We start from the raw sequence: 23962 nt of genomic DNA on the forward strand, positions 1-23962 counted from the left end.
TCAGGACTCCGCCTTGTGGCCGTCCCAGCCTTCCTGCATCGTCTCGAAATCGGTCTCGCCGTCGAAAGGCTCTGGCTGTCGGCGCTTGGGCGCCTTGCCGACGTGGACCGGGCCGCCGACTTGGCTGTGAACCGACGGCGCCTTTGTTGGCGGGTGTCGCTCGAACCAAGCCGGCCGTTCTGCGGCCCACCGGCTGTGTTTCGCGTGATGAGCATTCACATCGCTCGGTCGCTGGCCGGTCTTGAACGCCGCCGAGCAAGCCTTGTCGCAGAAACCTCCCCAGCCGCGCTTATGGTCCGCGAGCCTGACGGTGATGTTGTCACCGCACGCCCTGCAGTTCTTTTCGACGGTCCGCGCCATCCCTCAGCCCTCCGTACCGGTACGGGCGAGAGCGGCGATAAGAGCGTCGGCGGCCAGAACGGACATGTTCGCGATGGTCGACAGCAGATGCGGGATGGTGGCGTCTCGGTCGGCGGTCGGGCCACTCGCCAAAATCCCCTGCATCGCCTTGGCCGCGAAGTACTCGCGAGCGCTGAGGCCCAAACCTTCGCCAGCCTCGAGGGTGTTGGCCCACGCCAGCGGGAACGCCGGACGGTCTCCGTGGTCAGACATCGGGGGACTCCTTGGTGAGGTCGATCCGGATTTCGACAGGCCCCTGACGATCGCCAACCATCACGGCGTCGAGCGCAGCGCGATCGTTGGGGCGCAGATTCCGCCATTTCTGGATGTCGATGTTCGGCCTGCAGATGACACCGCGCGGCGACCGCGCCTGCATCCTGCCGACGGACCAACCGCGCTCGCGGCAATAGGCTTCGGCGGCACGAACGGCGGCAAAGTCGCCTTCGTCGTCGAACACAATGACCGCGCTGACAACGCCATCCATCACCCCGCCTCCCCGGTGGCGGTGGAGAGGGCGGCGCGGGCGGTCCTGCCGTACCACACTGCGTATTCCAGCAGCCACGCGCGGGCCTCATCGACGGTCGCTTCGACAGGCGGCGGCGGCGCCTCTGCCAGCGCCTCCGCCATCGCAGGAGCGGACGCGATCAGGCGGGCGTTGGCGTTCTGCTCCCGCGCTGAAATCTTCGGCCCGCTGACCTCGATGTCATCGTCACGACAGACCATCGCGATGCAGCGCCACTCATAGGTCTGTTTGCCCGCCTCGACGATCCAGAGTGACTCCGGCCCCATCGGGTCTTCGATGACCCAAGGCCCCTGCGTGTGTTTGCTGTCCATCATCCCCATCACCGGACCGCCGCGAACTGGCGGGGCGCCCGAGCAGAGCAACCCCGCCGAACCGTTCGAAAAGCGCGTCCTTTGGCGGTGGATCCGGGCCGCTATGGTCGGCGGCGCGGCGTCAGGTCAACGGCGACCTGATGGGAATGAAAGTGATACGTTTTGTGTGATGCGTCAATAGGTCAAATCACAAAACGTATCAATTCCAGGATTGAGATTCCTGAAACGGCACCCACGATCCGGTCAATCCAGCGCTCTCGCTGGTCACGCTCACGGATCGTTTGGTTGACGATCTCGCGAAGCTGCCGCTGCCATTTTTCTTGATCGTCCATCAGGCGGCCTTTCGCATGTACGTTGTGCACAATCGACAAAGCGAACGTATGCGTCGTCATACCCTCTGGTCAATTCTATGTAGGGCGCTATATTTTTGCTCATTGCGTTCCAGAAAACGCAACCGGAGGGAGAAATGGTTAACGACACTCCATTGATTGGAGAGATGCTCAAGGGGCAGATGGTAATCCTGCGCGGAGATGTTCAGCGCTTCGCCAGGGCCGCCTCGCACCTTAGCGCGAGGGCTTTGGCTCGTCCGGCGCAGCTGACGGAATCGCCGCTGCGCGGAATTACGTCGGATGACTGGGCGGCCACCGACCGCACGCTACGGTCGCTGGAGCGCGCGTGGCATGAGGATGAAATGTGGCAGCCGCGGCGAAGCGTCGACTGGCGCGTGACCGGCAATGAGGAGGGCTACATCCTGCGAAGGGTTGTCGATCCATGGACATCGGTGGAGTTTGGTGACCTGTGCAGACGATGGCGCGGGCGCGCCGACGACCTCGTGTTCGTCGAGGATATCAGCGCCGATGACCGGTCGTCGGTGGTTGACGTGACCGCACCGGACCCGCTCGATTACATGATCATCAAGCACGCGGCGCAAGTGTCGAGCTACACGGGGATCGACAAGACCGGGATTCGGTTTCGCCAGAACCGAACTCCGCTCTACCGAACCACGATCTGTGCTGACTATCAGGAATGCCTCGCCCATGGCGAACCCAGGGCGTTCGACATTTTCTGGCAGGTGGCGCGCTTCAAGGAGGGCAGCTTCTATCGCCGGCTGCTACTGCCCTGCGGCAACCGGATGGTCTCCGTTTCTCTCATTCAGAGGTGGAAGTTCCCCGCCGGGTGGGACTGATTCGTCCGGTCGGTAGGGATCCTGATCCAACTCGCCGCGGATCTCGTCAAGCGAGATCATCGACAGCCACTCGCGCTCGTGCCTGGGGCCGAAGTCCGTCGCTTCGTTGAAGCACGGCACGGTGCGCGTGTAGCCGTAGTAGCGCCGAGGGAAGTCGGCGATGGCCATCTTGTCTTGTGACAGGCCAAAAACCCAGTCTGGATGCCAATCGCGAACCACCAGAGCCCGCAGCAGGCGGACCATCCGGATGCCCAGTGCGTTGTTGCGCCAGGCTCGATCGAGGTACAGCCCGCCTGAGTAGACAAGGCGGCCGGCGGGTTCTGGCATCCCTCGCGGCCACAGCAGTGAAATTGGCCGGATCGGCTGCAGCCGCGGATGGCGATCACCCCAGATGCGCCGCGACCAGATCAGGTCCGCCAGGCGCTCGCCGTCAAAGCGACGCATCGCGGTGCACCCGACCGGGCGCCTGCTGGCGTCTGTTGCCTCAAGCCAAAGCATTGACCCGGGCGGGATCCGGCTCTGCACCGGATCGAGGGCAGGGTGCACATAGCCTTCAAACTGCGCCCGCGTAGCGGCAAAGCCGGCGGGGTCGTCGTCGAATCGCAGGCGAAGCCCCGACGTCTCGATGGCGCCGACATAGGCGGCAATGTGCCGCTCAAGGTTCGCGTAGTCGGTCTGGTCGAGCATATTGCCCTTCCACGGATGGTGGCACGCAATGAAGCGGTGACAACATCTTGTCGGTGAGTCGCGGATCTGCGTCGAGAGGTCGCCTGCGTTATCAGAAACGCACCGGGCCGCGCGATCTATTCAGGCGGACGGCGCCAGCCCCTGAGAGACCAGGCGACCATGAAGCACGCAACCGAGAACCCGAACCATACGAGGCCCTGCAGAAGCGGATCCGGATCGAAGTCGAGCGGGTCCTGTGTGCCGACGACGATGGCCATCAGCAGCATGGCGATTCCGAGGGCCACCAGGCGCTCCATGCGGGCCTACCCGGCCTTCGAACTCGACTGCGCCTCCGCAAACCGCGTCTCGTAGAACAGCAGCGCCATGCGGGCGATCTGCTCGGGGGTCATTCGCAGCCGCTTCTGTTCCACGGTTTCCAGCGCCATGGTCAGGGCGTCGACCATGGTTCGCTCGTCATAGCCGCGGTCTCGAACATTGAGGAGGCGTTCGGCTTCTTCCGAAATCAGCGCGAGCGGGTGGACTTCCAGGGCCTTGGCAAGCTGCTGGATCTTCTCAAGCGCCTGCAACCCTTCATCGCGCTGCTCGTACTTCTGAATCGTTGATGCGGCCATGCCGGCGCGCTCTGCCAGGGCCTCCCTTGTCCAGCCTCGACGTTCCCGGAATTCCCTGATGCGCTGTTTCATACGAGGCAGGATGCCCGTACCGCGATCAGTCTGCGCGAGACGTTGTGGATCATCTGTGTGTTGACAACAGATACGAAATGTATCAGCGTCAGCGCCATGAAGCTCAGAGCATGGTTGGACAGCAAGGGCATCACCGCCGAGCAATTCGCCCCCCAGGTCGACAGTTCGGTTCATGCGGTCAATGCCTGGTGCCGCGGTGCGCGGCGACCATCGAGGACGAAAATGCCTCTGGTCGTGCGTGCGACCGACGGCGAGGTGACGCCTAACGACTTCTTTGATTTCGGATCGGAGGCCGCGTGACCGACCGCACCCGCCTCGGCCTGCTCCTGGTGGCGACGCTGGTCGCCGTCGCGACGGGTCGCGCTGTCGGACTGCTGGCTGGGGTTTGAGGCAATGCCTGGGTTGAACACGCGACCACAGATTGTGGCGGTAAAGCAGCACCGCAAGAGGAACGCGACATGAAAACTGACACGGCAGCAACACCGGACGACGCAGTCGCCCTGCGGAAATGGGCGGTGGACCGGGCCCTGTCGATGTGCCCGGCGCACCTGAGCGGCGGCGGCACGACGGCCAAGAAGATCATCGAAACCGCGACGGCCCTGGTGGGGTACGTGCGCGATGGGAAGGCCGACAACGCCTAATCGAACCGGCGCGTGCGCAGCAGCTCGCCGCGCGCCGCAGACCGCGTCCCTACCGCGGTCGTCGCCTCCGGGTCCGGGCGCCCCTGCCCGACCCCGCCCGGCCCGGAGGCCGATTTCCGATCTGAGCATACAGCCCCAAACGGTCCGGCCGCTGGGGCTTAAGCGGTGAGGAGTGACCGCATCCGTCGGCACCGACCTCGCAAACGGGAGCAACGACGGAAGGTGACGGCAGCTTGGCCCGGTGGAATCCCGGGGAGACGAAGTGCCGCGACGCTGGTGGAAGGCCGGCAACCGATCTGAGCATACCGGCGGCATGGGTGATCCCAGCCGCCTTCAGTGGTGCCGGGCTGACTCGGTCCGGTGCGCGAGTGCCGCCTGCACTCGTTTCCTCCGTCAACTCGCCTGGCCAGCTTCGGTCGGCCAGGCCTTCTTTCGAGGAGCACATGGCCAAGGACTCCCACCCCCCCCTCTCGAACGTCGCGGATATCGACTCCGCGATCGTCGACGACTTCAAGCGCCTGCTGAGACTCGACGCCGAGATCGACGCCGCCATCGCCGAGCACGTCCAGCCGATGAAGGACGAGCGCAAGGAGATGTGGTCGAACCTCGCCGCCAAGGTCGACCTGCCCAAGAAGGACATCGGCCTCTTCTACAAGCTGTTCCAGCGCCAGGAGATGAGCCGGCAGTTCGAGGACGAGGATGACGGCAAAGCGGTCCGCGAGGCGCACCGGATGCTGTTCTCGGCACTTGCCAAGGGCAAGACCCTCGACTTCATCGACGTGCTCGGCCAGGCCGGCGTCACGGTGGCCGAGAAGCCGAAGCGCGAGCGCGCGTTCAAGGACAACAAGTCGGCCGCGGCCAACGATCGCGACGACAGCGCGGCACCGAACGAACCGGCGCCCGACACCAAAGCGGACGCCCAGGCCGACAACCCGGACCTCTCCAAGGAGGACCCGACCGCGTCGAGCTTCTTCATCGGCCAGCGCGCCTCCGGTGCTGGAGCGCTCGCCAAGGGCAAGGGCGAGGATGCCTGCCCGTTCAAGGCCGGCTCGCAGGCTTTCGTCGCCTGGATGCACGGCTACTACATGGCCGAGGGCGCGAAGGCCTACCACGACGACGAGGCGGTCACCGCGTGCCGCTACTCGACCGGGTCGCACGCCTGGAAGTCCTGGACCAAGGGCTGGAACGAGAAGGCCAAGGGGGACGGCGCCGACGCCGGCACGAAGGGTGCTGAGGCGGCCGGGGCCGTGAAGGGTGCCGCCGGCTCCGACATGCCGGACACCTCGGCCAGTCCGCGAGGCCCCAAGGCCGCGACCACGACGCAGACCGGCACCGCTTGACCGGTCATGGCCAATATCCTGGCTCTCGACATCGGCACTACGTGCGGGTGGGCGGCTGCTGACGAGCACGCGCCGCCGCTGCCCGCACCGTCGCCCCTGCTGGGCGGCGAGGCGGCGGCCAAGGAAGCCCTGCGCCACTACCATCACGGGGTGTGGACGATCGAGGGCATCCGCGGCGCCTACTATCTGCGCTTCTCGGACTGGCTGACCCACAAGGTTGACACCTTCGAGCCGCAGGTCCTGGCGATCGAGGCATCGGTCGAGGGCTGGCTGAACATGGCCTCGGCGAAGAAGGACCAGTTCGGCAAGCGAACGCGCACCACGAACCCCGACACGATCCGCAAGCTGCTCGGCATCCTGGCGATCTGCGAGACCGTGGCCGCCATGCGCGGCGTGCCGATCACCGAGGTGAACACCAGCCGCATGCAGATGCTGGCCGTCGGTACCGGCCGGGACAGCAACAAGGCGAAGCGCAAGGAGCGCGGTCGGGCTCTCGGCCTGAGGTGCTGCGACAACGAACTCGACGGGATTTTCACGCTGTCGTGCGTGCTCCACGACCGGCAGGCGGCACGAAGGAATGCGGCATGAGCGACGACACCAAGCAACTCGCGTGTTCGGACTGCATCTACTGGTCCGCCAGCCGCAGGCCGTCCGCCTCGAATGGCCAGTGCCGCCGTTTCCCGCCGACGACACAGCGCAGCGACCGCGGGCTGATGTCGATGTGGCCTCTGACGGAGGCATACGGCTGGTGCGGCGAGCACACCGTGATCGAGACGGAGCCGACATGATCGCCGTGCTCCACAATCCCTCCGGAACCATCCGCCTCCTTTGCGAGGTGCCGCACTGCCCCCGCACGCGCGGTCGGCGGAAGGGCGAGACCGAGATCCAGGACGGCGAGCGTTGGATCTGTGGCGATCACTGGAGGCTGGTTTCTCGGAGCATGAAAGCGATCTATCGCCGGGCCCGCCGCCGTGCTGCGTCCGGCAAGGGGTCCTGGGAGGCCGCTCACCGGCTGTGGATGCGCTGCCGACGCGAGGCGATCGAGATCGCTGTGGGTATCAAGTCATGAACCACCGCGCACGCCTGATCCGCGAGGCCCGGCGCCTGGGTGCCGTCGACGTGGTGCTCGACACCGAAGGCAAACACCCGAAGCTGCGCTTCGTCGTCGACGGTCAGTCGATGACCTTGGTGCTGCGCGGTCACACTCCCGGGCCGAACGGCGAGGTCGCGGACCTGGCATGGCTGTACCGCCTGATGGGTGCCAGGCCGGTCGGGCGCAAGAGCGCCAGGTTGAACCCGCGCCGCTGGCGCCGACGGGTCGAAACCGAACCCGCCCTGCCGATCCTGACGATCTTGCCGGATCCGTTCGAGCCGCTGGCCGGGATTCGGGAGCGGGTCGAGCTCGACTGCCGGTGTCGCTGTGCCGGCATCGATGGTGCCGAGGCCCGGGTCGAGCGCCGCGGCGTCATCGCCTGCGAGCGGATCGCCCGGTATGCGGCGGCCATCCTGGCAGGGGTGCGGGCATGAACCACGCCGACACCCTGCGCACGATGATCCAGACGCGCGAGATCGAGATCGCCGCCCTGCGCCACGCCCTGGCGCTGACCGAGCGGGACGGGGGCGTGCAAACCACCCACCCCTCCGAACGGGTCGAGAAAATCAACACGGTCCCGGCCAGCGATCGGGCGAAGCGCTCCCGCAAGCTGACCGCGGCGCAGTCCAGGTTCCTCGATCTGGTGCGTGAGTTCGGCGACCAGGCAGCCAACGCCAACCTTAGCGCGCGCCTGAAGGTAACCACCGCCGCCGTATCGCTGATGGCCAACCGGCTGGTGGAGATCGGACGGCTGCGCCGCGAGGGCTGCCAGAAATCGCGCACATACGTCGTCGTGGACGAGCCGCGCGCCGCGCCGTCCGCGCCTGTTGACCAGGACAACGTGGAGCGCCTGCGTGCGCACCTGACGGGATTGCGGGCCGAGGGCGTCGAGGAGATGGCCGTGAGGGGTCTGTGCAAGCCGCTGGGCATCGGGAGTGCTGAGTGCGGCCGGGCCCTGTGGCCGCTGATCGCCGAGGGCGTGGTCACCCTCGACAGCAAGGGCGCCCGGTCCACAATCAACATTGCGGGCCTGGCACAATGAGAGACCCCGCCCTCAGACGCGGTCGGCTGGAGCGCGCGCCATCGCACCTCGACTGGCCACCGGAGGACGAGGAGCGGTTGGCCGCCCTGTACGCCGACGGATGGACGGTCGCCAGCATCGCCGGCGCCATGGGGCGCAACGTCCCGGCGATCATGACCAGGATCAAGCACCTGGGCCTGCGCCGCGGTGTCACCAAAGACCAGACGCTGGCGAACTGGCCACAGAACCGCTCGCTGATCGACCAGGCCGACGACGCTGACGACATCCTGGCCGCACGCATGGCCGCGTCCGGCGGCAGTTTCGCCGACCACGAAGTTCGCACCACGGTCTACGGGCGACGGATGTCCGGCGGCACCGCTGCGCTGGTCGGCTGGCAGACAGTGTCCAGCGGGGAGGCGGCGGAGTGACGGTCAGGATTATCATCGCCGATGTCCTCGAGGCGCTGCGCTCGCTGCCGGACGAGTCGGTCAACACCTGTGTCACGTCGCCACCGTACTGGGGGCTGCGCGACTATGGCGTCCCCGGGCAACTGGGCCTGGAGCGCACCCTCGGCGAGCACCTGGAAGCGATGGTGTCGGTGTTCGCTGAGGTCCGCCGCGTCCTGCGCAAGGACGGCACCTGCTGGATCAACTACGGCGACTGCTACGCGGCCGCACCGAACGGGCGCAGCGCAGCGGCGACGAAGGCTGCCGGCAACGACGATCGGAGCTTCAGGGACAAGCCGTTCAGCACGGTCGGGGCGATTTATGACCCGGCCGGCGGCGCGTCAGGTGGCGGATACCGCGGCGGCGCCAAGAACACGCACAACCCCCGCGGCCGCGTCGTCGCGGGATGCGACGCTGGCGAGGGTCCGCTCTACTCGCCCAGCCACGCGACTGAACGGGGGGCGTTCAGTTCAGGCGACCGGCAATCGAGACACGACCATGGCGGTCGCGTCGTCGCCGGCGGCTACCTGAAGCCCAAGGACCTCGTGATGATGTCCAACCGGTTGGCGATCGCCCTGCAGGACGCCGGGTGGTGGGTCCGCTCCGAGATCATCTGGCACAAGCCGAACCCGATGCCGGAAAGCATCAAGGACCGACCCGGCACGAGCCATGAGAAGATCTGGCTGCTGTCGAAATCCGCGCGGTACTTCTACGACGCCGAGGCGGTGCGCGAAGCTGAAGCGGTGCCCGACTGGGACAACGGCACTCGCGTGTTCGGCGGGAAGAACAAGCACGGCGCGAACGTGCAGCACGGTGACCGCACCACTGGCCGCTTGGCGACACCCCGCAAGCGCGGCCTGCCGCCGAGGCACGCACAGTACGCGAGTAGTGATCAGTCCGGCCTAGACAGCGTGGGCCGTGGCAATGGGCGCAATCAGCGCAACGTCTGGACGATCGCCACCCGTCCATTCCCGGAAGCCCACTTCGCCACGTTCCCGCCCGAAATTCCTAAACGCTGCATCAAAGCAGGCTGCCCGATCGGCGGCACGGTCCTGGATCCGTTCGCCGGCGCCGGCACCACCGGGCTGGTCGCCGAGCAGCTGGGCCGCAACTCCGTCCTGATCGAACTCAGCCCGACCTATGCCGAAATGGCGCGGCGGCGGATCGAGGCGCACCTGATGCACGCGGTGGTGACCGTCGAGGGCCTGGATTGCGCGAGCGCGGAGGCCGCCGAATGACATACCGCGTGCTCGAACAGGACGCGCTAGGCGTCTTACGGGAACTCCGCAGCACCGACGATCTCGGCGTGGCGATCTCTGCCATGCGCCACTGGTACCTCAAGATGACGGTTGCCGGCTATGACACCTATGAGGATGCCCGGCACGGCAACGGCATCTTTGCGATCGACGCGAGCGGACGCACGGTCGTCGTCTATGCGGTCATATGGATCGAATACCCGGACGAGGACCTGCTGGCCGGGTCGCCGTCCTGGCTGCCCGCAATCTACACGACGACGCATGCCTCGCCCCGCGGGCTCGATATCCGCGACGTGGCGGACACGCGGCGGGGGGCGGGGTCACGATGATGACCGAACGCAACGACCAGATCCGCGGCGGGGCGCCGTCGAATTCAAACGGCACATCCATGGGCCCGGGCCGCGAGATGCCGCACAACCTGGAGGCCGAACAGGGCTTGCTGGGCGCCATCATGGTGAACAACAGAGCCTATGACCCGGTGTCGGACTTCCTGCGCCCGGAGCACTTCGCGGATCCGGTGAACGGGCGGATCTTCGAGATGTGCGCCAAGGCGATCGAGCGCGGCCAGACCGCGAACCCGGTGACGCTCAAGCGCACCTTCGACCAGGACGAGGCGCTGAAGGACACCGGCGGTGCCGCATACCTTGTGCGCCTGGCCGCGGCCGTGGTGACCTTGACCAACGCCGCCGACTACGGCCGCGAGATCCGCGACTGCTACATCCGCCGGCAGATCATCCTCGCAGGTCAGAGCATGGCCGCAACCGCCTCCGACACGTGGTGGAAGGCTCGTCGCGGCAACGACATCGAGGAGATGGACGCCGACAAGCTGCTGGCGCACGCCACGCAGTACCTCGACGAGATCCAGGCCCACGGCATCACCAAAGGCGAGTATGTGTCCGCCGTCTCGGGCGTCGACGTCGCCATGGAACGCGCCGAGACCATCTGGCGCGAGGGCGCGGAGGCGGCGGGTGCATCGACCGGCATAACCGACCTGGACCGCAGGATCGGCGGGCTGATGCCTGGACGGTTCTATATTCTCGGCGGGCGCCCGGCGATGGGTAAGACCGCACTCGCCCTTCGGATCGCGCGCAACCTCGCTCGGCAAGGCAAGACGGTCGGCATCGTCTCCCGCGAGATGCCGGCCGACGAACTCGGTGCCCGCCTGCTGGCCATGGAGTCGGGGATAACCCAGGAGCGCCAGGAGGCCGGCGACCTGGAGCAGAGCGACTTCGACAAGCTGGTTGCCGCCCGCATGGACATCGCCGGATGGCCGCTGCACATCGACTGCAGGTCGACCACGGTACCCGAGATCCGCCGGCGCGCGGTGCGCCTGCGCCGCAAGCACGGCCTGTCCCTGCTGGTGATCGACTACCTCCAACTGCTGCGCGGTGTCGGCGCCTCCGTCGAGAACCGGGTCCAGGAGATCAGCCAGATCTCGATGGCACTGAAGGCCCTCGCCACGGACCTGGAGATACCGGTCCTGGCCCTGTCGCAGCTATCGCGCGCGGTCGAGCAGCGCGACGACAAGCGGCCCCGCCTGGCGGACCTTCGGGAATCAGGATCGCTCGAGCAGGACGCCGACGTCGTGATGTTCGCATACCGGGCCGAATACTACCTCGCCAAGGAAGAGCCCATGCAGCGCTCGAACGAGACGTCCGCGAGTTTCGTCACGCGGCAAGGGGCATGGTCCGACCAGATCGAGGCCAATCGCAACCTGATGGACATCATCATCGACAAGCACCGCTCCCGCGGCACCAGCACGGTCCGGCTCTACAGCAACCTGGCCGTCGGCGTGATCGATAACGGCATCAGGGGGTTCGTGTGATGGCCTCCGACATGCCCTGGAGCAAGTTCTTCTGGTCCGACTGGGATTCGGACGAAGGCCTGAAGCAGTGTTCTCTCGCTGCTCAGGGACTGTGGATGCGCATGCTCTGCATCTGCGCGAAAAGCGACCCCCGAGGCTACCTCACCATCGCAGGCAATCCCCTCGACGTCGAGGGCGTGTCGACAGCTGTCGGCCGCCCGCAGACCGAGGTGGAAACCCTCATGGGTGAACTAGCCCGCTGGGGCGTTTTTTCCCGTGATCGCAGCGGTCGCATCTACTCACGTCGCATGTTGCGGGAGTCAAAACTCTCACAAGAGGGACGAAAACACGTCAAAAAGCGGTGGCAGCAAACCGCTGAAAACAAAGACGAAAATCCTCAACCTAATAGGGCCCCTAATAGCCCCCCTACAAGGGGACCTAAGACCCAGAAGCCAGAAGCCAGAAGCCAGAAAGAAAGAATAACCACCACCGAGTCTCGTGACTCCGCGCACGACGGCGACCCAGGTGGTGGTGGTGAAGGTCAATCGCAGGGGGGAGATCAAACCCACGATCAGGCCATGGCCGAGGAGGTCCAGAACATCCTCGGTGTCGACGCCAGCACCGACCAACGGTGGTGGAACGCCTCGATGGCAATGACCCGCCTACGCCTCGCCGGCGCAACCGACGACGAGATCCGCGCCGCCGCAAACGACGCCAAGCGCTCCACCACCGGCCAGAAACTCCCCGGTCCGGGCTACGTCGAGAAGATCGCAACCCGCCTCGTCACCCAGCGCAAGACCACGATCGCCGCCGCGGCTGCAACCCCGGCCGGACCGCAAGGCCTGGTGCTCGAACGCCCCTTCGCGAGGCTGCTGCGCATGTCCAAGGCCCACCGCCCCGAGATCGAACGCCGGGCCAACCTCGGCGACGAGCAGGCGCTCGACCGATGGGCCAAGGCCGAGATCGCCAAGATCGAAGCCCAAGGTGACCCCTCGTGACACAGGTTGACCAACCCTCAGACCCGGAGAATGGCCGCATGAAAGCCGACGACCTCGACCGTGCCCGCGACGATCTGCGGGAGATGCGGCGATGGATTGAGATTGCCGACGCGATTGAATTCACGATGTCCGGGTTCCCGGAAGTGATGACCAACGATCGCCAGATGTCGATCACGGCCACGTTGCCGGTGCGGCAGGCGATTGTCGCGGCGATGCGCGAGCAGGCCGACAAGCACCGCCAGGCGCTGGTCGCGATGGGCGTGGAGGTTGAGGGTGCGGCGACCGGGCTGCAGAACGATCGCCGTCACGTCTATTGCTGGACCTGCGGCACCCATAAGCTCCCCGACGAGTGCGCGGCCTGCCTGATGACCGAATGCCGCATGAGGCACGGCCTTGTTGACCGTTCGAAACCGACCGAGGAACCCCGCTGCTTCGGGGAGCCGGTCGAGGACCTGTCGCGCCAGGGCGCCCCGTACGAGATGCCGGCGGATGTCGTCGACCTGTCTGGATCGGATGCGAAGCCGGTCGAGGAAGTGCGGGACGTGGCCGGGCACGACTACGACCTGCACGGAATCCGCCGCGTCGCTGAACGGACGCTGAAGGCGAACGCATCCACCGATCCCGGCGCGATACTTGACGCCGCGAAGGCCGCCCCGCACTTGGCGAAATGGGTGCTGCGCCTGACTGGCACGAAGCCACCCAAGATCATCGACCCGCCCGAGCAGGTCCACGGCGTGCCGGTGGCGTTCATTCGGGAGTTGGCTGACGAGTGCCGACGCTACCAGATCGACCCGGCCACGCTGTTCGTCGCAATGGACGGCGAGGCGGATCACCTGCGGCAGATCACCGTGGCCGCCTGCAATCGAATGAAGGGCGCCTGACATGACCCTCCACGCCACCACCGCCCTGCAGATCGTCCCGCGCCACGTCCTGGGCGGCCCGGGCAACGACGCGGGCGGCCGGCTCGTGATAGAGTATCCCTATCGTTTCACGTGAAACGGATCGAGAACGTCAATGATCGACATGATATCGGTCGCCGACCCCCGCGAGACCCTGGCCGCCGCCAATCGTGACCAGCGCCAGCGCGACCACCTGAACCGCCGTGCGCTGCTGGCCGGCTTCCTCGGCACTGCGGTGACTCTCGGCATCGCGCCGAAGATGGGACTCGTTGGCGCGGCCGTAGAGCGCGCTGCAGTTGTCGGCCACCCCCTCGGTCAACGTTCCTACGTTAACTGGGAGGTCCTCTACAGGGCGACGATCCTCAATGAGCACTGGATCGCTCGCTTGACGACCGCCGGCGTACGAGGGCGTGCCTGATGGTCCGCGCCGGCCACATCGTCACCTGCGAGAACGGCCACCCGCTGTACCGAGTAGCCGTCGATATCTACGCCGTGCCTGACAGCTGCCCGCGATCGGACGACCTGGAGCGGATCGACCCCGAGGCGCAGGAGCCGGTCAAACACCTCATGATCCGCCCGTGCCCGCACTGCAAGGCGCCGTGGCTGGGCCAGTTTGTGAAGGATGTCAGGAGCCCGGTGGACCGTACCCGCGAGGAACCCGCCTGATGAACCGCCGTGACCTGCTGGCCACCACGGCCATCGTCGCTCCTGCCCTGGCAATCGGCGTCGCACCGCCGAAACCGGCCAATGTGCTGCACGCCCGGCGACTGCTGGAGCGCATGCGGGCTATCAGGCCAGACGAGCCAATGTGCGTCATCGATCGGCGAGATGTCTACGTGGTGCACCCGGACCAAGAGGCCGACGTTCGCCGGGCAATGGCGTCGAGGGGTGCGGTCTGATGCCCGTCATGCGCCCCGAAACCCAGGATCACCGCTACGACGTCTTCGCCGCACGCTACGCGGTCAACTTCAACGCGACCGAGGCCGCGATCGAGGCCGGCGCCAATCCCAAGGCCGCGAAGCAGACCGGCCACCGCTGGCTCCAACTCGACGTCGTCAAGAAGAAGGTCCGCGCCATCCTGGCCGTCCGCACCGCCCAGGCCGACCTCGATGCCGAGCACGTGCTTGGCCAGTACAAGGCGATTGCCCTCGCCGACATCACCGACGTGGTCTCCTGGTGCAACGAGGTCACCACGTCCGAGGACGGCAAGACCGTGGTGCTGCGCGGCGTCGTCTTCTCCAAGCCCAGCCACGAACTGCCCCCGCACGTCCGCGCCGCCATCAAGTCCGTGAAGCAGACCGCCAACGGCATCGAGGTGGTCATGCACGACAAGGGCGGCTCCCTGGAGAAGCTGGAAGCCTACCTGCGCATGGAAGGGGCGGTGAAGAAGCACATGCTGGTCGGGCACGACGGCGGCGCGCTGCAGGCCACCACCCGGGTGATCATCGAGGTGGTCGACCCGGCCAACCCAGCCCCGGATAACGCAGGCGAGGAGTAGCCGACCCGTGGACGGTGGCGGACCGATCGGCCGGACGATCCGCATCCGGATCCCGCGCAAGCTGCTGCCGCTGGTCAAGCCGGCCCGCTACAAGGGCATCCACGGTGGCCGCGGCGGGGCCAAGTCCCACACATTCGGTGAACTGCTGATCGCCAAGGCCGAGGCGCAGCAGGGCCTGCGCTGGGCCTGCCTGCGCGAGGTCCAGCAGGACCTGAAGCAGAGCGTCAAGCTGCTGCTCGAGGACAAGATCAGGAGCCTCGGCGTTGCCGGTGACTTCGGCATCCTGAAGACCGAGATCCGTACCCCGGGCGGCGGTCTCATCATCTTCAAGGGCATGAACGACTTCACCGCCCAAAGCATCAAGTCGCTGGAAGGCTTCGACGGCGCATGGTTCGAGGAGGCGCACACCGCGAGCAAGCGGTCGCTCGAACTGCTGATCCCAACGATTCGAAAGGACGGGTCTGAAATCTGGGCGTCGTGGAACCCAACGGCCGCGACCGACGCGATCGACGTCCTGCTGCGCGGGCCGAACCCGCCACCGGACTCCGTCGTCATCGAGGTCAACCTCTACGACAACCCCTGGCTCCCCGACGTGCTGCGCCAAGCCGAGATCTACGATCGCCAGCACAACCCGATCCGCCATGGCCATATCTGGCTCGGCGACTACGAGCCCCAGGCCATCGGCGCGATCTGGTCGCGATCGGTCATCGCCGATAACCGCCGCACGCCAGAGCAGATCGACCACCCCCTGCTGCCCGGCCACATGAAGCCCGATGCCGTCGTCATCATGCGCATCGTGGTGGCGATCGACCCGGCGACCGAGGCCGAGGAGGACTCCGACGAGAACGGCATCATCGTGGCCGGGCTCGGCAACGACGGCCACGCCTACGTCCTGGAAGACGCCTCGATCATCGGCACGCCGGCACAGTGGGCCTCACGCGCGATCGAGATGTACGACAAGTGGGGCGCCGACCTGATCGTCGCGGAGATCAACCAGGGCGGCCAGATGGTCCGCCACACCCTCGACAGCGTCCGCACCGGCCTGCCCATCAGCCTCGTGCGGGCCAAGCGCGGCAAGCACCTGCGCGCCGAGCCGATAGCCGCTCTCTATGACACGCCCGCCCACCGGGTCCACCACGTCGGGACCTTCGAGAAGGTCGAGAACCAGATGTGCCTCATGACGGCCGCCGGATACGAGGGCACCGGCTCGCCCGACCGCCTCGACGCCCTTGTCTACGCAATCACGGAGCTTGTGCCGCCCATGGGTCAAGGTGACATCTACCAGATGCCGCTCGCCGACTTCACGGTGAAGCCGCAGGAAATCCCCGGGTTCTGGCCCCGGGCCTTCGCGATGCACGTCGACGGCGAACGCTGCTGGGTGCTCTGGTGCGCGATCGACCGTGGCATCGACTGCATGTACGTCTACACCGAGCACCACCGCCGGCACGCCGAGCCGAGCGTGCACGCCGCCGCCGTCAAGGTACGCGGCGACTGGATCCCCGGCACCCTGGTCGCCACCGACCGCAGCGCCAACGTGGTGCAGCTGTACCGGACCCTCGGCCTGCGGGCGATCGAGCCTTTCGAGAACGACGTCGAGGCCGGCATCGCCGCGGTGTGGGCCCGGATGTCGACCGGCCGCCTCAAGGTGGTTTCGACCTGCGCCGACTTCGCGATGTCCTACCGCCTCTACCGACGCGACGAGCAGGGCCGCCCGATTGAGGATGGCCGCTTCATGTCCTGCCTCGCCGACCTGGTGCGCAGCGGCAACCGCATCGCCACCACCGCCACCGTCGACAGCGGTCGCCTCGTTACCGACGGGATTGCCGACCTCAAGGCGGGCTATTGATAGGACAATTCTATTCGATGAACATTCGTCAATAGAGAAATCCTTTCGATTAACGGCCAGATGATGTAGCCTGCACGCCTCGGCACACCACCTGAGGCGCGGGAATGGCCCTGGCCTACGAGATCGATGCAGGCCCGGTAGACCCTGGGGCGGCGGATCGGAAGATCCGTGACCGCATCGAGGAACTCGTCGACAAGCTGTCGATACAGGCCAACGAGCAGGTCGCCGATCGCCAACTGATCGAAGACCGGATGATCGAGGACACGCGGCAGCACAGCGGCCGCTACGATCCCCTGACCGAAAGCGAGTTGGCCAAGGGCAACAAGTCGCGGGTCTTCATCAACGAAACCCGCGCCACCACCCACGCCTGGCAGCGACGCCTGTCCGACCTGCTGTTCCCGACCGACGACGACAACTGGGGCATCAAGCCGACCCCGGTGCCGGAACTCATGGACGAGGGGGAGCGCGTCAACGGCGAGTTGCGCAAGAAGCTGGCGATTGCCAACAACCTGTCGCGCCGCGGAGACGCCGAGGGCGCGGAGAGGATCGCCCAGCAGGCTGAGCCCCTGGCCAACCGCGCCGGCGAGTTGCGCTCGACCATCGAGGAAGCCCAGCGCCGCGCCGCCGCCATGCAGGAGGTGCTGCGCGACCAGTTGCGCGAGTGCGGCTACAACATCGCCTCCCGCCAGGCCCTGAAGTCGATGTGCAAGCTCGGCACCGCCGTGCTCAAGGGCCCGGTGCTCACCGGCCGGCTGCAACGCCGCTGGGGGCGCCACGGATCGGACGGCGGATGGTCGATGCAGCAGGTCGACGACCCGCGGCCCAGCTTCACCAACGTCGACATCTGGAACTTCTTTCCCGATATGTCGGCGGTCCGGCCGGACCAGCGCTCATTCGACTACGAGCGCCACCTGTTCACGCCGAAGGAACTCCGCGAGACCGCCAAGAAGCCCGGCTTCCTGCGCGAGTCGATCGCCGAGTTGTTGACCGAGGGCAAGCCCGACGTCATCCCGACGTACATCTCCCAACTGCGCGAGATCACCGGGACCAACCACCGCGCGCTCGACACGCGCTGGCACGTCTGGGAGTTCCACGGCGAGATCGAGCCCGAGGACATGCTGAGCCTCGTCCTGTCGCTTGCCGACGAGGACCGCAAGGCCACCATGCTCGAGTACCTGGAGGCGGATCCGCTCGAAAGCTACCGGGCGGTGGTGTGGTTCAGCCAGGGCCGGGTGCTGAAGTTCGGCCCCCACCTCCTCGACAGTTCCGACAGCATCTACTCGATCGCCAACTTTGAGCAGGACGACGGCAGCCTGTTCGGTTTCGGCGTGCCTTACCTGATGCGCGACAGCCAGGCCGCCATGAACGGCGCGTGGCGCGCGATGATGGACAATGCGTCGATCTCATCCAACCCGCCGGTCATCATCGACGACGCGCAGGTCTACCCCGTCGACGGCAAGTGGACGATCCACGCCCGCAAGGTGTTCCGCCGCCGTGCCGACGCGCCACCGGCGACCCGCCCGGCGATCGAGGTGGTGCAGATCCCGTCGAACCAGCCGGCGCTGGCCGCCATCATCCAACTGGCCCGGGAGTTCGGCGACGCCGAGACCTCGATGCCGCCGGTCGCCCAGGGCGAGGGCGGCGCACAGGCGACCAAGACCGCCGAGGGCCTGTCGCTTCTGATGAACTCGGCCAACGTCGTGTTCCGCGGTGCTGTGCGCAACTGGGACGACGACATGACCGTCCCGAACATCGAGCGCCTCTATCACTGGAACATGCAGTTCAACAAGCGCGAGGACATCAAGGGCGACGTCGAGGTCGATGCCCGCGGCAGTGCGGTGCTGCTGGTCCGCGACATCCAGGCGCAGAACATCATGCGCTTCCTGACGATGGCGGCAGGCCACCCGCAGCTGGCCCCGTTCGTGAAGAACATCCAGGCCGCCCGCAAGCTGGCGCAGGCCATGATGCTCTCGGCCGACGACATCCTGATGACGGACGACGAGATCCGCCAGGAGATGGAGCGCCAGGCCGCCGAGGTCGCCAAGAACCCGCCGCCGCCCGACCCCGATACCGTGAAGTACGAGACCATGGCGCAGATCGCCAAGATGGAGGCCGACAGCCGCGAGCGGGTCGCCCAACTCGCCCACCAGACCGCGATGATGACCCTCGCCGAGAAGCTGAACATGACGATCGAGGAACTGCGCTCGAAGGCGTGGCTCAAGCAATCGGAAATCGAGAGCAAGGAACGGATCACCGCCGTCGAGGCGGCCGTGGCCGAACGAACCGGCCAACACGCCGGCGGCAACATCTAGGAGCGCCAGACCATGCCATTCCAAGCCCGCGACGGCGCCAACGAGATCATCAACCGGGTGTTCGTGCCCGGTCCGAACCAGAACGTGACGGTCTCTGGCACGACGGCCCGCACCGCCACCGACTTTGCCAGCGACACCACGATCGTCGTCCTGGTCGCCACCACCGTCTGCCACATCGTCTTTGGCGATGAAACGGTGACCGCGACCACCGCCGGTATCCTCATGCCTGCCGGCATGGAGCGGATGTTCAAGCTGCCCGCCGGCGCTACGCGCGTGGCCGCAATCCAGGCGTCGTCCGGCGGCGTCCTCGGCGTGACGGAGATGCGCTGATGTCTGAATACCGCGAGCGCATCGAGCGGCACTCGATGACCTGGAACGCCATCACCGAGTGGGCCGAGGAGCAGCGGAGCAGCGCGCGCACCAAGCTGGAAGTCCGCGGGCTCGACGCCGTGACCACCGAGTGCCTGCGCGAGCGCATCGCGATCTTCACCCAGTTGATCACCCTGGCCGAGATCGATCCGGTCGAGGCAGGCCTTGCGGCCGCCTCGAAGGGATACTCGATCGAATCGACCTGACGACCCCGAGGGCACCCGGGCACGCGCCGGGCCCCTCAACAACGGAGACGGACTTGACTGACCTGACGACCGCCACCGATACGCAGAACGACACCGTCACGGCCAATGAGGCTGACGGCGACATCGACGCGATGTTCGCCGAGGCGGTGAAGGAGCGTCACGACGGGAACGGCGACACCATCACGGCACCGGGCTCGGACCCGGCCCGGGACGATGGCGACGCTGCTGCGGCTGCTGCAGGTCAGGACGACGCCTCCGATACCGCCGCCGACACCGTCGCCGGTGGTGCGAAGACCGAGACGACCCCCGCGGCCGGCACCAAGCCGGACCCGTGGGCAGCCGTCCCGCCCGAGACCAAGAAGCTGTACGACGACGCGGTCCAGGCCCTTCGGACAACGAACGGCCGGCTGTCGACGACACAGCGCGAACTGAACGAACTCAAGGCCGCCGCCCCGAAACCGGGCACGGCGGGGAATGACTCAGGCACCAAACCGGATTCGGCCGAGGCCCTGAAGAAGCTGCGGGAGGACTATCCCGACCTGGCCCCCGTGGTCGACCTCGTCGAGGAAACCCGACGGGCAGTCCAGGACACCACCAGCACCGTCGGCGAACTCGCCCACGAGCGCTACGACCGTCAGGCATCCGAACAGATCAACGTCCTCGCCACGCGCCACAAGGACTGGTTCGAGATCTACCAGAGCGCGGATCTTGCGACATGGAAGGTCGCAAACCCGCGCTTTGCAGAGATCCTGGACACCTCCGAGAACGGCGCCGAACTGGCCCAGGTCCTCGATCTGTTCAAGTTCCAGACCGGCCGCGCGACCACCGCGCCAGCCGCAGGGGCACCTGACCCAAGCAAACCCAATCCGAAACCCGACGCGGGTAGACGTGCCGCCCAGCTTGAAACCTCCGTCACAGTCGAAGGCCGCCCGGCCTCGGCCCCCGCCGGTAACGGCGGCGCCGCGGATACCGAGGACGCCCTGTTCCGACAGGCGGTTGCCAAGAAGCAGCAGGAGCGCGCCCGTGCGTAACTCCATGAGGCAGTGCCATGGCCGGTCAGACGACCACCTACGGCGATATCTCCCAGCGGACGGCCGTCTACGCGATGGTCGACATGCTGTCGCATGCCGAGCCCGTTCTGGTTCTCTCCAAGTTCGGCAAGACCCACCCCCTGCCCAAGAACAAGGCGGATAACGCCAAGTTCCGACGGGTCATCCCGGCCTCGCGGGTCAACGTCCCGCTGGTCGAGGGCGTCACCCCGACCGCGCAGAAGCTGGCCTACGAGGACGTCGCCGTCCAGATGCGCCAGTGGGGCGCCTACTTCGAGATCTCCGACTACGTCCATGACACCTCGGAGGACCCGGTCCTGCGGGATATGTCGCAGCAGTGCGGCGAGCAGGCGGCGCGTACCACCGAGGCGATCTGCTGGGGCGTCATCCGCGCCGGCACGGCCGTGTACCGGGCGAACGGTGCGGCCCAGACCGACATCAACACCCCGATCACGCTGGCCAAGCAGCGTGCGGTGGTTCGCTATCTGAAGAATCAGAAGGCGAAGAAGGTCACCAAGATGCTCTCGCCGTCGGAGGAATACGCCACCCGCTCGGTCGAGCCCGCGTATGTCGCCTTCTGCCACACCAACGTGGAATCCGACATCCGCAACATGGCCGGCTTCATCCCGGTCGCGCAGTACGGCAGTCGCCAGCCGCTGTGCCCTGAGGAACTCGGGGCGGTCGAGGACGTGCGCTACATCTCCTCGCCCGATCTCGACTACTTCGCCGATGCCGGCGGCAACTACGCCGACAGCGGTACCGCGATGGTCACCACGACCGGCACCAAGGCCGACGTGTTCCCGGTGGTCTACATCGGCATGGAGTCCTACGGGCACGTGCCGCTGAAGGGCCGGGGCGCGATCAGCCCGAAGGTGCTGAACCCCGACACGCCGCGTGGTGGTGATCCGCTCGGCCAGCGCGGGTCGGTCGGTTGGAAGGCGTACTACCAGGCCGTGATCCTCAACGACACCTGGATGGCTCGCCTCGAGGTCGCAGCGACCGAACTCGCCTGATCGTAACCCGGTGAACCCGGCGGGCTCAGGTCCGCCGGGCTTCGCCCAGTGAAAGGACCATGCACATGGCCAACACTTTCCGCACCGGTTCGTTCACCGGCGCCGGTGTCGCGGTGAACCTCTCCATCGGTTGGATCCCCGACTACGTGAAGACCTTCAACCGGACCGACGGCACGACCACGCACGAGTGGAACTCGAACATGGCCGACGGCACCTCGATCGCCACGATCACCACCGCGGGCCCGGTGCTCAACGCGGCCGACGGCATGACGCCCTACGCCGGCTCCTCGAGCGCGGGCAAGGGCATCACCCTCGGCACCGACATCTGCACCAACGCCAAGGTGATCGACTGGGTGGCCTTCCGCCACGTCGAGTAACCACGGGCAGGGCGTGGCCGGGTAGCCCTCGGCCCGCCTGACCCCTTCAGGAAAGGAGGAGCCAGTGGCTCTCAACCAAGCGCAGGCGCGAGAACACCTGAACGTCATCGCCGTCGAGACGGGTTCGACCGCGTTGCTCCGTCTGCTGACGGCCTTCGTCGATGGCGACTTCAATGCGGTGGCAGGCGTTACCGCGTCCGCCGCCGAGATCAACGTCCTGGACGGCCTGAACGTCCCGCAGGCCGAACTGAAGGCTGTCGACCCGAGCCAGAAGGTGGTCTTCTTCGACGACTTCCTGGCAGCCGGCATCGACGGGCGGATCTCCTCGACCGCGGGTTCCGGTACCGGGAACCAGGCCGCCACGACGGTGGCCAACGGGCTGAACGGCCGGATCACCCTGAAGTCGGCCAGCGACGACGGCACCCACGCGGCCAACTGCACCAGCCTCACCCTCGACCAACTGAACTTCAAGGCGAGCGAGGGCAACCTTGCCATCGAGGTCCGGCTGGCGATCGACGACGTGTCCGAGGCGGTGCTGTTCGTCGGCTTCACCGACACCATCAGCACCACGGTGGAGTTGCCGATCTTCATGAATGCCGCCGACATCGACAGCGACGCCACCGACGCGGCCGGCATCGTCTACGACGTCGACGCCACCACGAAGCAGTGGTGCCACGGTGGCGTGAAAGCCGGCGCCGACACCACCCCGGCCTACAGCGGTACCGCGCCGACCGACGGCACCATGGTCACCCTGCGGGCCGAGATCACCTCGGCCGGTGCGCTGATCGGCTACGTGAACGGGGTCGCGATCGGGGCCGCCATTGCCGACGCGGTGACCACCTCGGTTGCCCTGACCCCGTGCATCGTCATCGGCAACCGGTCGGCCAACCAGGTGACCGCGACCGTCGACTACATCCACGTCATGCAGGGCCGGACGTCCTGATCGGCTGGCGTGCCTGAGACCTGTACCGGACCCCGGGGCATTTCGGGGTCCGGACCTCAGAGAGGACAGACAATGGACAACCCAGACTTCTCACGGATGACAAAGTCGCAGATCGCGGATTGGGCCGCTGATCACGGCGGCGACATCCCCACCACCCTGCTCAAGGATCAGATGATCGTCGAGGCCGAGCGCCTGCTGGCTGTCGCCGCCCGCCGCACGGGCATGGTGCGCGTGAAGGTGACCGCCTTCCACATCTCCAGCGGCCCGACCATCAACACCAACGGCAAGGTCCGTCATTTCCCGATCGGGAAGTGGGTCGAGGACGTGCCGCGGATCTTCCTGCCGGCGCTCACCGAGGCGGCCGGCGTCACCTTCGAAACCGAGGAGTATCACTGAATGGCCAAGGACTATCGCGTGCTCGCCGGCCAGGCGACCCAGGAGCAACTGGTCGCCTACCTGAGCAAGATCCAGGGTCTGCCGAACATCCAGCCGAACACTTCGCTGGAGAAGCTGCGGGCGAAGGTCAAGGAACTCGGCATCGAGGACGACGACTACATCAACATGCCGGACGACGGGGAGGCCGACCGAGAGGAAGCCCGCCTGTCGCGCCAGGAGACGGTCATTGATGTCAGCGGCGACAACGTGACCGTGACCGTCATGGGCTACGAGGCGGCCCGCGACCGCGCCAAGGAACTCGGCGGCGTGCTGGTCGGCACCGACGGCAAGCCTCTGCGCTACGTCGACTTCAACAACTGGCCCAAGGGAAAGATCCTGATCCCGAAGACCAATGATTTCGACGGCAAGCACGATGTGCCGGTCGCTCCGAACGGTCGCCAGATGTTCATCCCTCGGGGTCAGGACTGCGAGGTTGCCGAGCCCTTCATCATGGCTCTGATGGAGGCCAGGGGTACCGACTACACCCAGGAGGAGAACGGCGGGGCAATGATCCCGACTGAGGTTCAGCGCCACTCGCTGATCGTCAAGCGGCTGCCCGAATACACGATCCTGGTGCCGCGCGAGAAGGTCGCGCAGGCGGCCTGATCGAAACGGCACCGAGGCGCA

The 23962-nt window shown here is 66.4% G+C and carries 36 protein-coding genes; 27 read left to right on the forward strand and 9 right to left on the reverse strand.

What is annotated here, in order from left to right:
- From RIC54_RS23825 to RIC54_RS23845, 5 genes are all read right to left on the reverse strand, one after another.
- Positions 1–360 carry a hypothetical protein gene (locus tag RIC54_RS23825; protein WP_350088159.1) on the reverse strand — a complete coding sequence of 120 codons (360 nt, stop codon included), beginning with the start codon at positions 358–360 and terminating at the stop codon, positions 1–3.
- A 3-nt stretch (positions 361–363) separates the two neighbouring features.
- On the reverse strand, positions 364–612 hold the full coding sequence (locus RIC54_RS23830) for a hypothetical protein (protein WP_350088156.1): 249 nt from the start codon (positions 610–612) through the stop codon (positions 364–366).
- Positions 605–883, reverse strand: coding sequence for a hypothetical protein (locus RIC54_RS23835; RefSeq protein ID WP_350088153.1), 279 nt, complete (start codon positions 881–883; stop codon positions 605–607). Before RIC54_RS23835 ends, RIC54_RS23830 begins: the two co-directional genes overlap by 8 nt.
- A complete protein-coding gene (locus tag RIC54_RS23840; protein ID WP_350088150.1) occupies positions 883–1236 on the reverse strand; it encodes an XkdD/Y8K6 family phage-associated protein in 354 nt (117 codons plus the stop codon). Before RIC54_RS23840 ends, RIC54_RS23835 begins: the two co-directional genes overlap by 1 nt.
- A 179-nt stretch (positions 1237–1415) precedes the next feature.
- Positions 1416–1625 carry a hypothetical protein gene (locus RIC54_RS23845; protein ID WP_350088147.1) on the reverse strand — a complete coding sequence of 70 codons (210 nt, stop codon included), beginning with the start codon at positions 1623–1625 and terminating at the stop codon, positions 1416–1418.
- A gap of 74 nt (positions 1626–1699) precedes the next feature.
- Between RIC54_RS23845 and RIC54_RS23850 the strand changes: the two genes are divergently transcribed.
- Entirely contained in the window at positions 1700–2419 is a 720-nt protein-coding gene (locus tag RIC54_RS23850) for a hypothetical protein (RefSeq protein WP_350088144.1), read from the forward strand.
- Here the strand turns inward: RIC54_RS23850 and RIC54_RS23855 are convergent.
- The 3 genes from RIC54_RS23855 to RIC54_RS23865 all read right to left on the reverse strand — a co-directional run bounded on the left by RIC54_RS23855 (position 2345) and on the right by RIC54_RS23865 (position 3963).
- Positions 2345–3106, reverse strand: a complete 762-nt coding sequence (locus RIC54_RS23855) for a hypothetical protein (protein ID WP_350088141.1) — start codon at positions 3104–3106, stop codon at positions 2345–2347. The two genes, RIC54_RS23850 and RIC54_RS23855, sit on opposite strands and share 75 nt — an antisense overlap.
- A gap of 116 nt (positions 3107–3222) precedes the next feature.
- On the reverse strand, positions 3223–3390 hold the full coding sequence (locus tag RIC54_RS23860; protein WP_350151502.1) for a hypothetical protein: 168 nt from the start codon (positions 3388–3390) through the stop codon (positions 3223–3225).
- A gap of 18 nt (positions 3391–3408) precedes the next feature.
- Entirely contained in the window at positions 3409–3963 is a 555-nt protein-coding gene (locus RIC54_RS23865; RefSeq protein WP_350151504.1) for a helix-turn-helix domain-containing protein, read from the reverse strand.
- 284 nt (positions 3964–4247) lie between these two features.
- Here RIC54_RS23865 and RIC54_RS23870 point away from each other — a divergent pair, with 284 nt between their 5' ends.
- The 13 genes from RIC54_RS23870 to RIC54_RS23930 all read left to right on the forward strand — a co-directional run bounded on the left by RIC54_RS23870 (position 4248) and on the right by RIC54_RS23930 (position 13269).
- Positions 4248–4430: a hypothetical protein gene (locus RIC54_RS23870; RefSeq protein ID WP_350088135.1), complete on the forward strand. Its 183-nt coding sequence runs from the start codon at positions 4248–4250 to the stop codon at positions 4428–4430.
- Between the two features lie 443 nt (positions 4431–4873).
- The gene (locus RIC54_RS23875; RefSeq protein ID WP_350088132.1) at positions 4874–5770 is read left to right on the forward strand and encodes a hypothetical protein; all 897 of its coding nucleotides are present in this window, start codon (positions 4874–4876) and stop codon (positions 5768–5770) included.
- A 6-nt stretch (positions 5771–5776) separates the two neighbouring features.
- The gene (locus RIC54_RS23880) at positions 5777–6358 is read left to right on the forward strand and encodes a hypothetical protein (protein ID WP_350088129.1); all 582 of its coding nucleotides are present in this window, start codon (positions 5777–5779) and stop codon (positions 6356–6358) included.
- On the forward strand, positions 6355–6558 hold the full coding sequence (locus RIC54_RS23885; protein ID WP_350088127.1) for a hypothetical protein: 204 nt from the start codon (positions 6355–6357) through the stop codon (positions 6556–6558). The genes RIC54_RS23880 and RIC54_RS23885 overlap by 4 nt, the downstream gene beginning before the upstream one ends.
- Positions 6555–6839 (forward strand): hypothetical protein, encoded by a 285-nt coding sequence (locus tag RIC54_RS23890; protein WP_350088124.1) that lies wholly within the window; start codon positions 6555–6557, stop codon positions 6837–6839. The genes RIC54_RS23885 and RIC54_RS23890 overlap by 4 nt, the downstream gene beginning before the upstream one ends.
- Positions 6836–7297: a hypothetical protein gene (locus RIC54_RS23895; RefSeq protein WP_350088121.1), complete on the forward strand. Its 462-nt coding sequence runs from the start codon at positions 6836–6838 to the stop codon at positions 7295–7297. Before RIC54_RS23890 ends, RIC54_RS23895 begins: the two co-directional genes overlap by 4 nt.
- A complete protein-coding gene (locus tag RIC54_RS23900) occupies positions 7294–7905 on the forward strand; it encodes a hypothetical protein (RefSeq protein WP_350088118.1) in 612 nt (203 codons plus the stop codon). Before RIC54_RS23895 ends, RIC54_RS23900 begins: the two co-directional genes overlap by 4 nt.
- Complete coding sequence (locus RIC54_RS23905) at positions 7902–8312, forward strand: hypothetical protein (protein ID WP_350088115.1); 411 nt, start codon at positions 7902–7904, stop codon at positions 8310–8312. Before RIC54_RS23900 ends, RIC54_RS23905 begins: the two co-directional genes overlap by 4 nt.
- The gene (locus RIC54_RS23910) at positions 8309–9568 is read left to right on the forward strand and encodes a DNA-methyltransferase (protein WP_350088112.1); all 1260 of its coding nucleotides are present in this window, start codon (positions 8309–8311) and stop codon (positions 9566–9568) included. The genes RIC54_RS23905 and RIC54_RS23910 overlap by 4 nt, the downstream gene beginning before the upstream one ends.
- A complete protein-coding gene (locus tag RIC54_RS23915; RefSeq protein ID WP_350088109.1) occupies positions 9565–9915 on the forward strand; it encodes a hypothetical protein in 351 nt (116 codons plus the stop codon). The genes RIC54_RS23910 and RIC54_RS23915 overlap by 4 nt, the downstream gene beginning before the upstream one ends.
- The gene (dnaB, locus tag RIC54_RS23920) at positions 9912–11411 is read left to right on the forward strand and encodes a replicative DNA helicase (RefSeq protein ID WP_350151506.1); all 1500 of its coding nucleotides are present in this window, start codon (positions 9912–9914) and stop codon (positions 11409–11411) included. Before RIC54_RS23915 ends, dnaB begins: the two co-directional genes overlap by 4 nt.
- Entirely contained in the window at positions 11411–12388 is a 978-nt protein-coding gene (locus RIC54_RS23925; protein WP_350088101.1) for a hypothetical protein, read from the forward strand. Before dnaB ends, RIC54_RS23925 begins: the two co-directional genes overlap by 1 nt.
- 38 nt (positions 12389–12426) lie before the next feature.
- On the forward strand, positions 12427–13269 hold the full coding sequence (locus RIC54_RS23930; protein ID WP_350088098.1) for a hypothetical protein: 843 nt from the start codon (positions 12427–12429) through the stop codon (positions 13267–13269).
- Between the two features lie 130 nt (positions 13270–13399).
- Here RIC54_RS23930 and RIC54_RS23935 read toward each other — a convergent pair whose 3' ends face one another.
- The gene (locus RIC54_RS23935) at positions 13400–13594 is read right to left on the reverse strand and encodes a hypothetical protein (protein WP_350151508.1); all 195 of its coding nucleotides are present in this window, start codon (positions 13592–13594) and stop codon (positions 13400–13402) included.
- A 110-nt stretch (positions 13595–13704) separates the two neighbouring features.
- Here RIC54_RS23935 and RIC54_RS23940 point away from each other — a divergent pair, with 110 nt between their 5' ends.
- The 13 genes from RIC54_RS23940 to RIC54_RS24000 all read left to right on the forward strand — a co-directional run bounded on the left by RIC54_RS23940 (position 13705) and on the right by RIC54_RS24000 (position 23941).
- The gene (locus RIC54_RS23940) at positions 13705–13953 is read left to right on the forward strand and encodes a hypothetical protein (protein WP_350088092.1); all 249 of its coding nucleotides are present in this window, start codon (positions 13705–13707) and stop codon (positions 13951–13953) included.
- Positions 13953–14186, forward strand: coding sequence for a hypothetical protein (locus RIC54_RS23945; RefSeq protein WP_350088089.1), 234 nt, complete (start codon positions 13953–13955; stop codon positions 14184–14186). Before RIC54_RS23940 ends, RIC54_RS23945 begins: the two co-directional genes overlap by 1 nt.
- Complete coding sequence (locus tag RIC54_RS23950) at positions 14186–14785, forward strand: terminase small subunit (RefSeq protein WP_350088086.1); 600 nt, start codon at positions 14186–14188, stop codon at positions 14783–14785. The genes RIC54_RS23945 and RIC54_RS23950 overlap by 1 nt, the downstream gene beginning before the upstream one ends.
- A 7-nt stretch (positions 14786–14792) precedes the next feature.
- Positions 14793–16631, forward strand: a complete 1839-nt coding sequence (locus tag RIC54_RS23955) for a phage terminase large subunit (RefSeq protein WP_350088083.1) — start codon at positions 14793–14795, stop codon at positions 16629–16631.
- Positions 16632–16735: 104 nt separating this feature from the next.
- A complete protein-coding gene (locus tag RIC54_RS23960) occupies positions 16736–18943 on the forward strand; it encodes a hypothetical protein (RefSeq protein ID WP_350088080.1) in 2208 nt (735 codons plus the stop codon).
- Positions 18944–18955: 12 nt separating this feature from the next.
- Entirely contained in the window at positions 18956–19273 is a 318-nt protein-coding gene (locus tag RIC54_RS23965; protein ID WP_350088077.1) for a hypothetical protein, read from the forward strand.
- Positions 19273–19518: a hypothetical protein gene (locus tag RIC54_RS23970; RefSeq protein WP_350088074.1), complete on the forward strand. Its 246-nt coding sequence runs from the start codon at positions 19273–19275 to the stop codon at positions 19516–19518. The genes RIC54_RS23965 and RIC54_RS23970 overlap by 1 nt, the downstream gene beginning before the upstream one ends.
- Positions 19519–19571: 53 nt before the next feature.
- Positions 19572–20549, forward strand: a complete 978-nt coding sequence (locus RIC54_RS23975) for a hypothetical protein (RefSeq protein WP_350088071.1) — start codon at positions 19572–19574, stop codon at positions 20547–20549.
- A gap of 17 nt (positions 20550–20566) precedes the next feature.
- Positions 20567–21580, forward strand: coding sequence for a N4-gp56 family major capsid protein (locus RIC54_RS23980; protein ID WP_350088068.1), 1014 nt, complete (start codon positions 20567–20569; stop codon positions 21578–21580).
- Positions 21581–21645: 65 nt separating this feature from the next.
- Entirely contained in the window at positions 21646–21957 is a 312-nt protein-coding gene (locus RIC54_RS23985) for a hypothetical protein (RefSeq protein WP_350088065.1), read from the forward strand.
- Positions 21958–22021: 64 nt separating this feature from the next.
- On the forward strand, positions 22022–22900 hold the full coding sequence (locus tag RIC54_RS23990; RefSeq protein WP_350088062.1) for a hypothetical protein: 879 nt from the start codon (positions 22022–22024) through the stop codon (positions 22898–22900).
- A 72-nt stretch (positions 22901–22972) separates the two neighbouring features.
- Complete coding sequence (locus RIC54_RS23995; protein WP_350088059.1) at positions 22973–23296, forward strand: hypothetical protein; 324 nt, start codon at positions 22973–22975, stop codon at positions 23294–23296.
- Positions 23297–23941, forward strand: a complete 645-nt coding sequence (locus RIC54_RS24000) for a hypothetical protein (protein WP_350088056.1) — start codon at positions 23297–23299, stop codon at positions 23939–23941.
- The last annotated feature ends 21 nt before the right edge of the window (positions 23942–23962 follow it).

The organism is Thalassobaculum sp. (assembly GCF_040219215.1).
Lineage (GTDB): Bacteria > Pseudomonadota > Alphaproteobacteria > Thalassobaculales > Thalassobaculaceae > Thalassobaculum_A.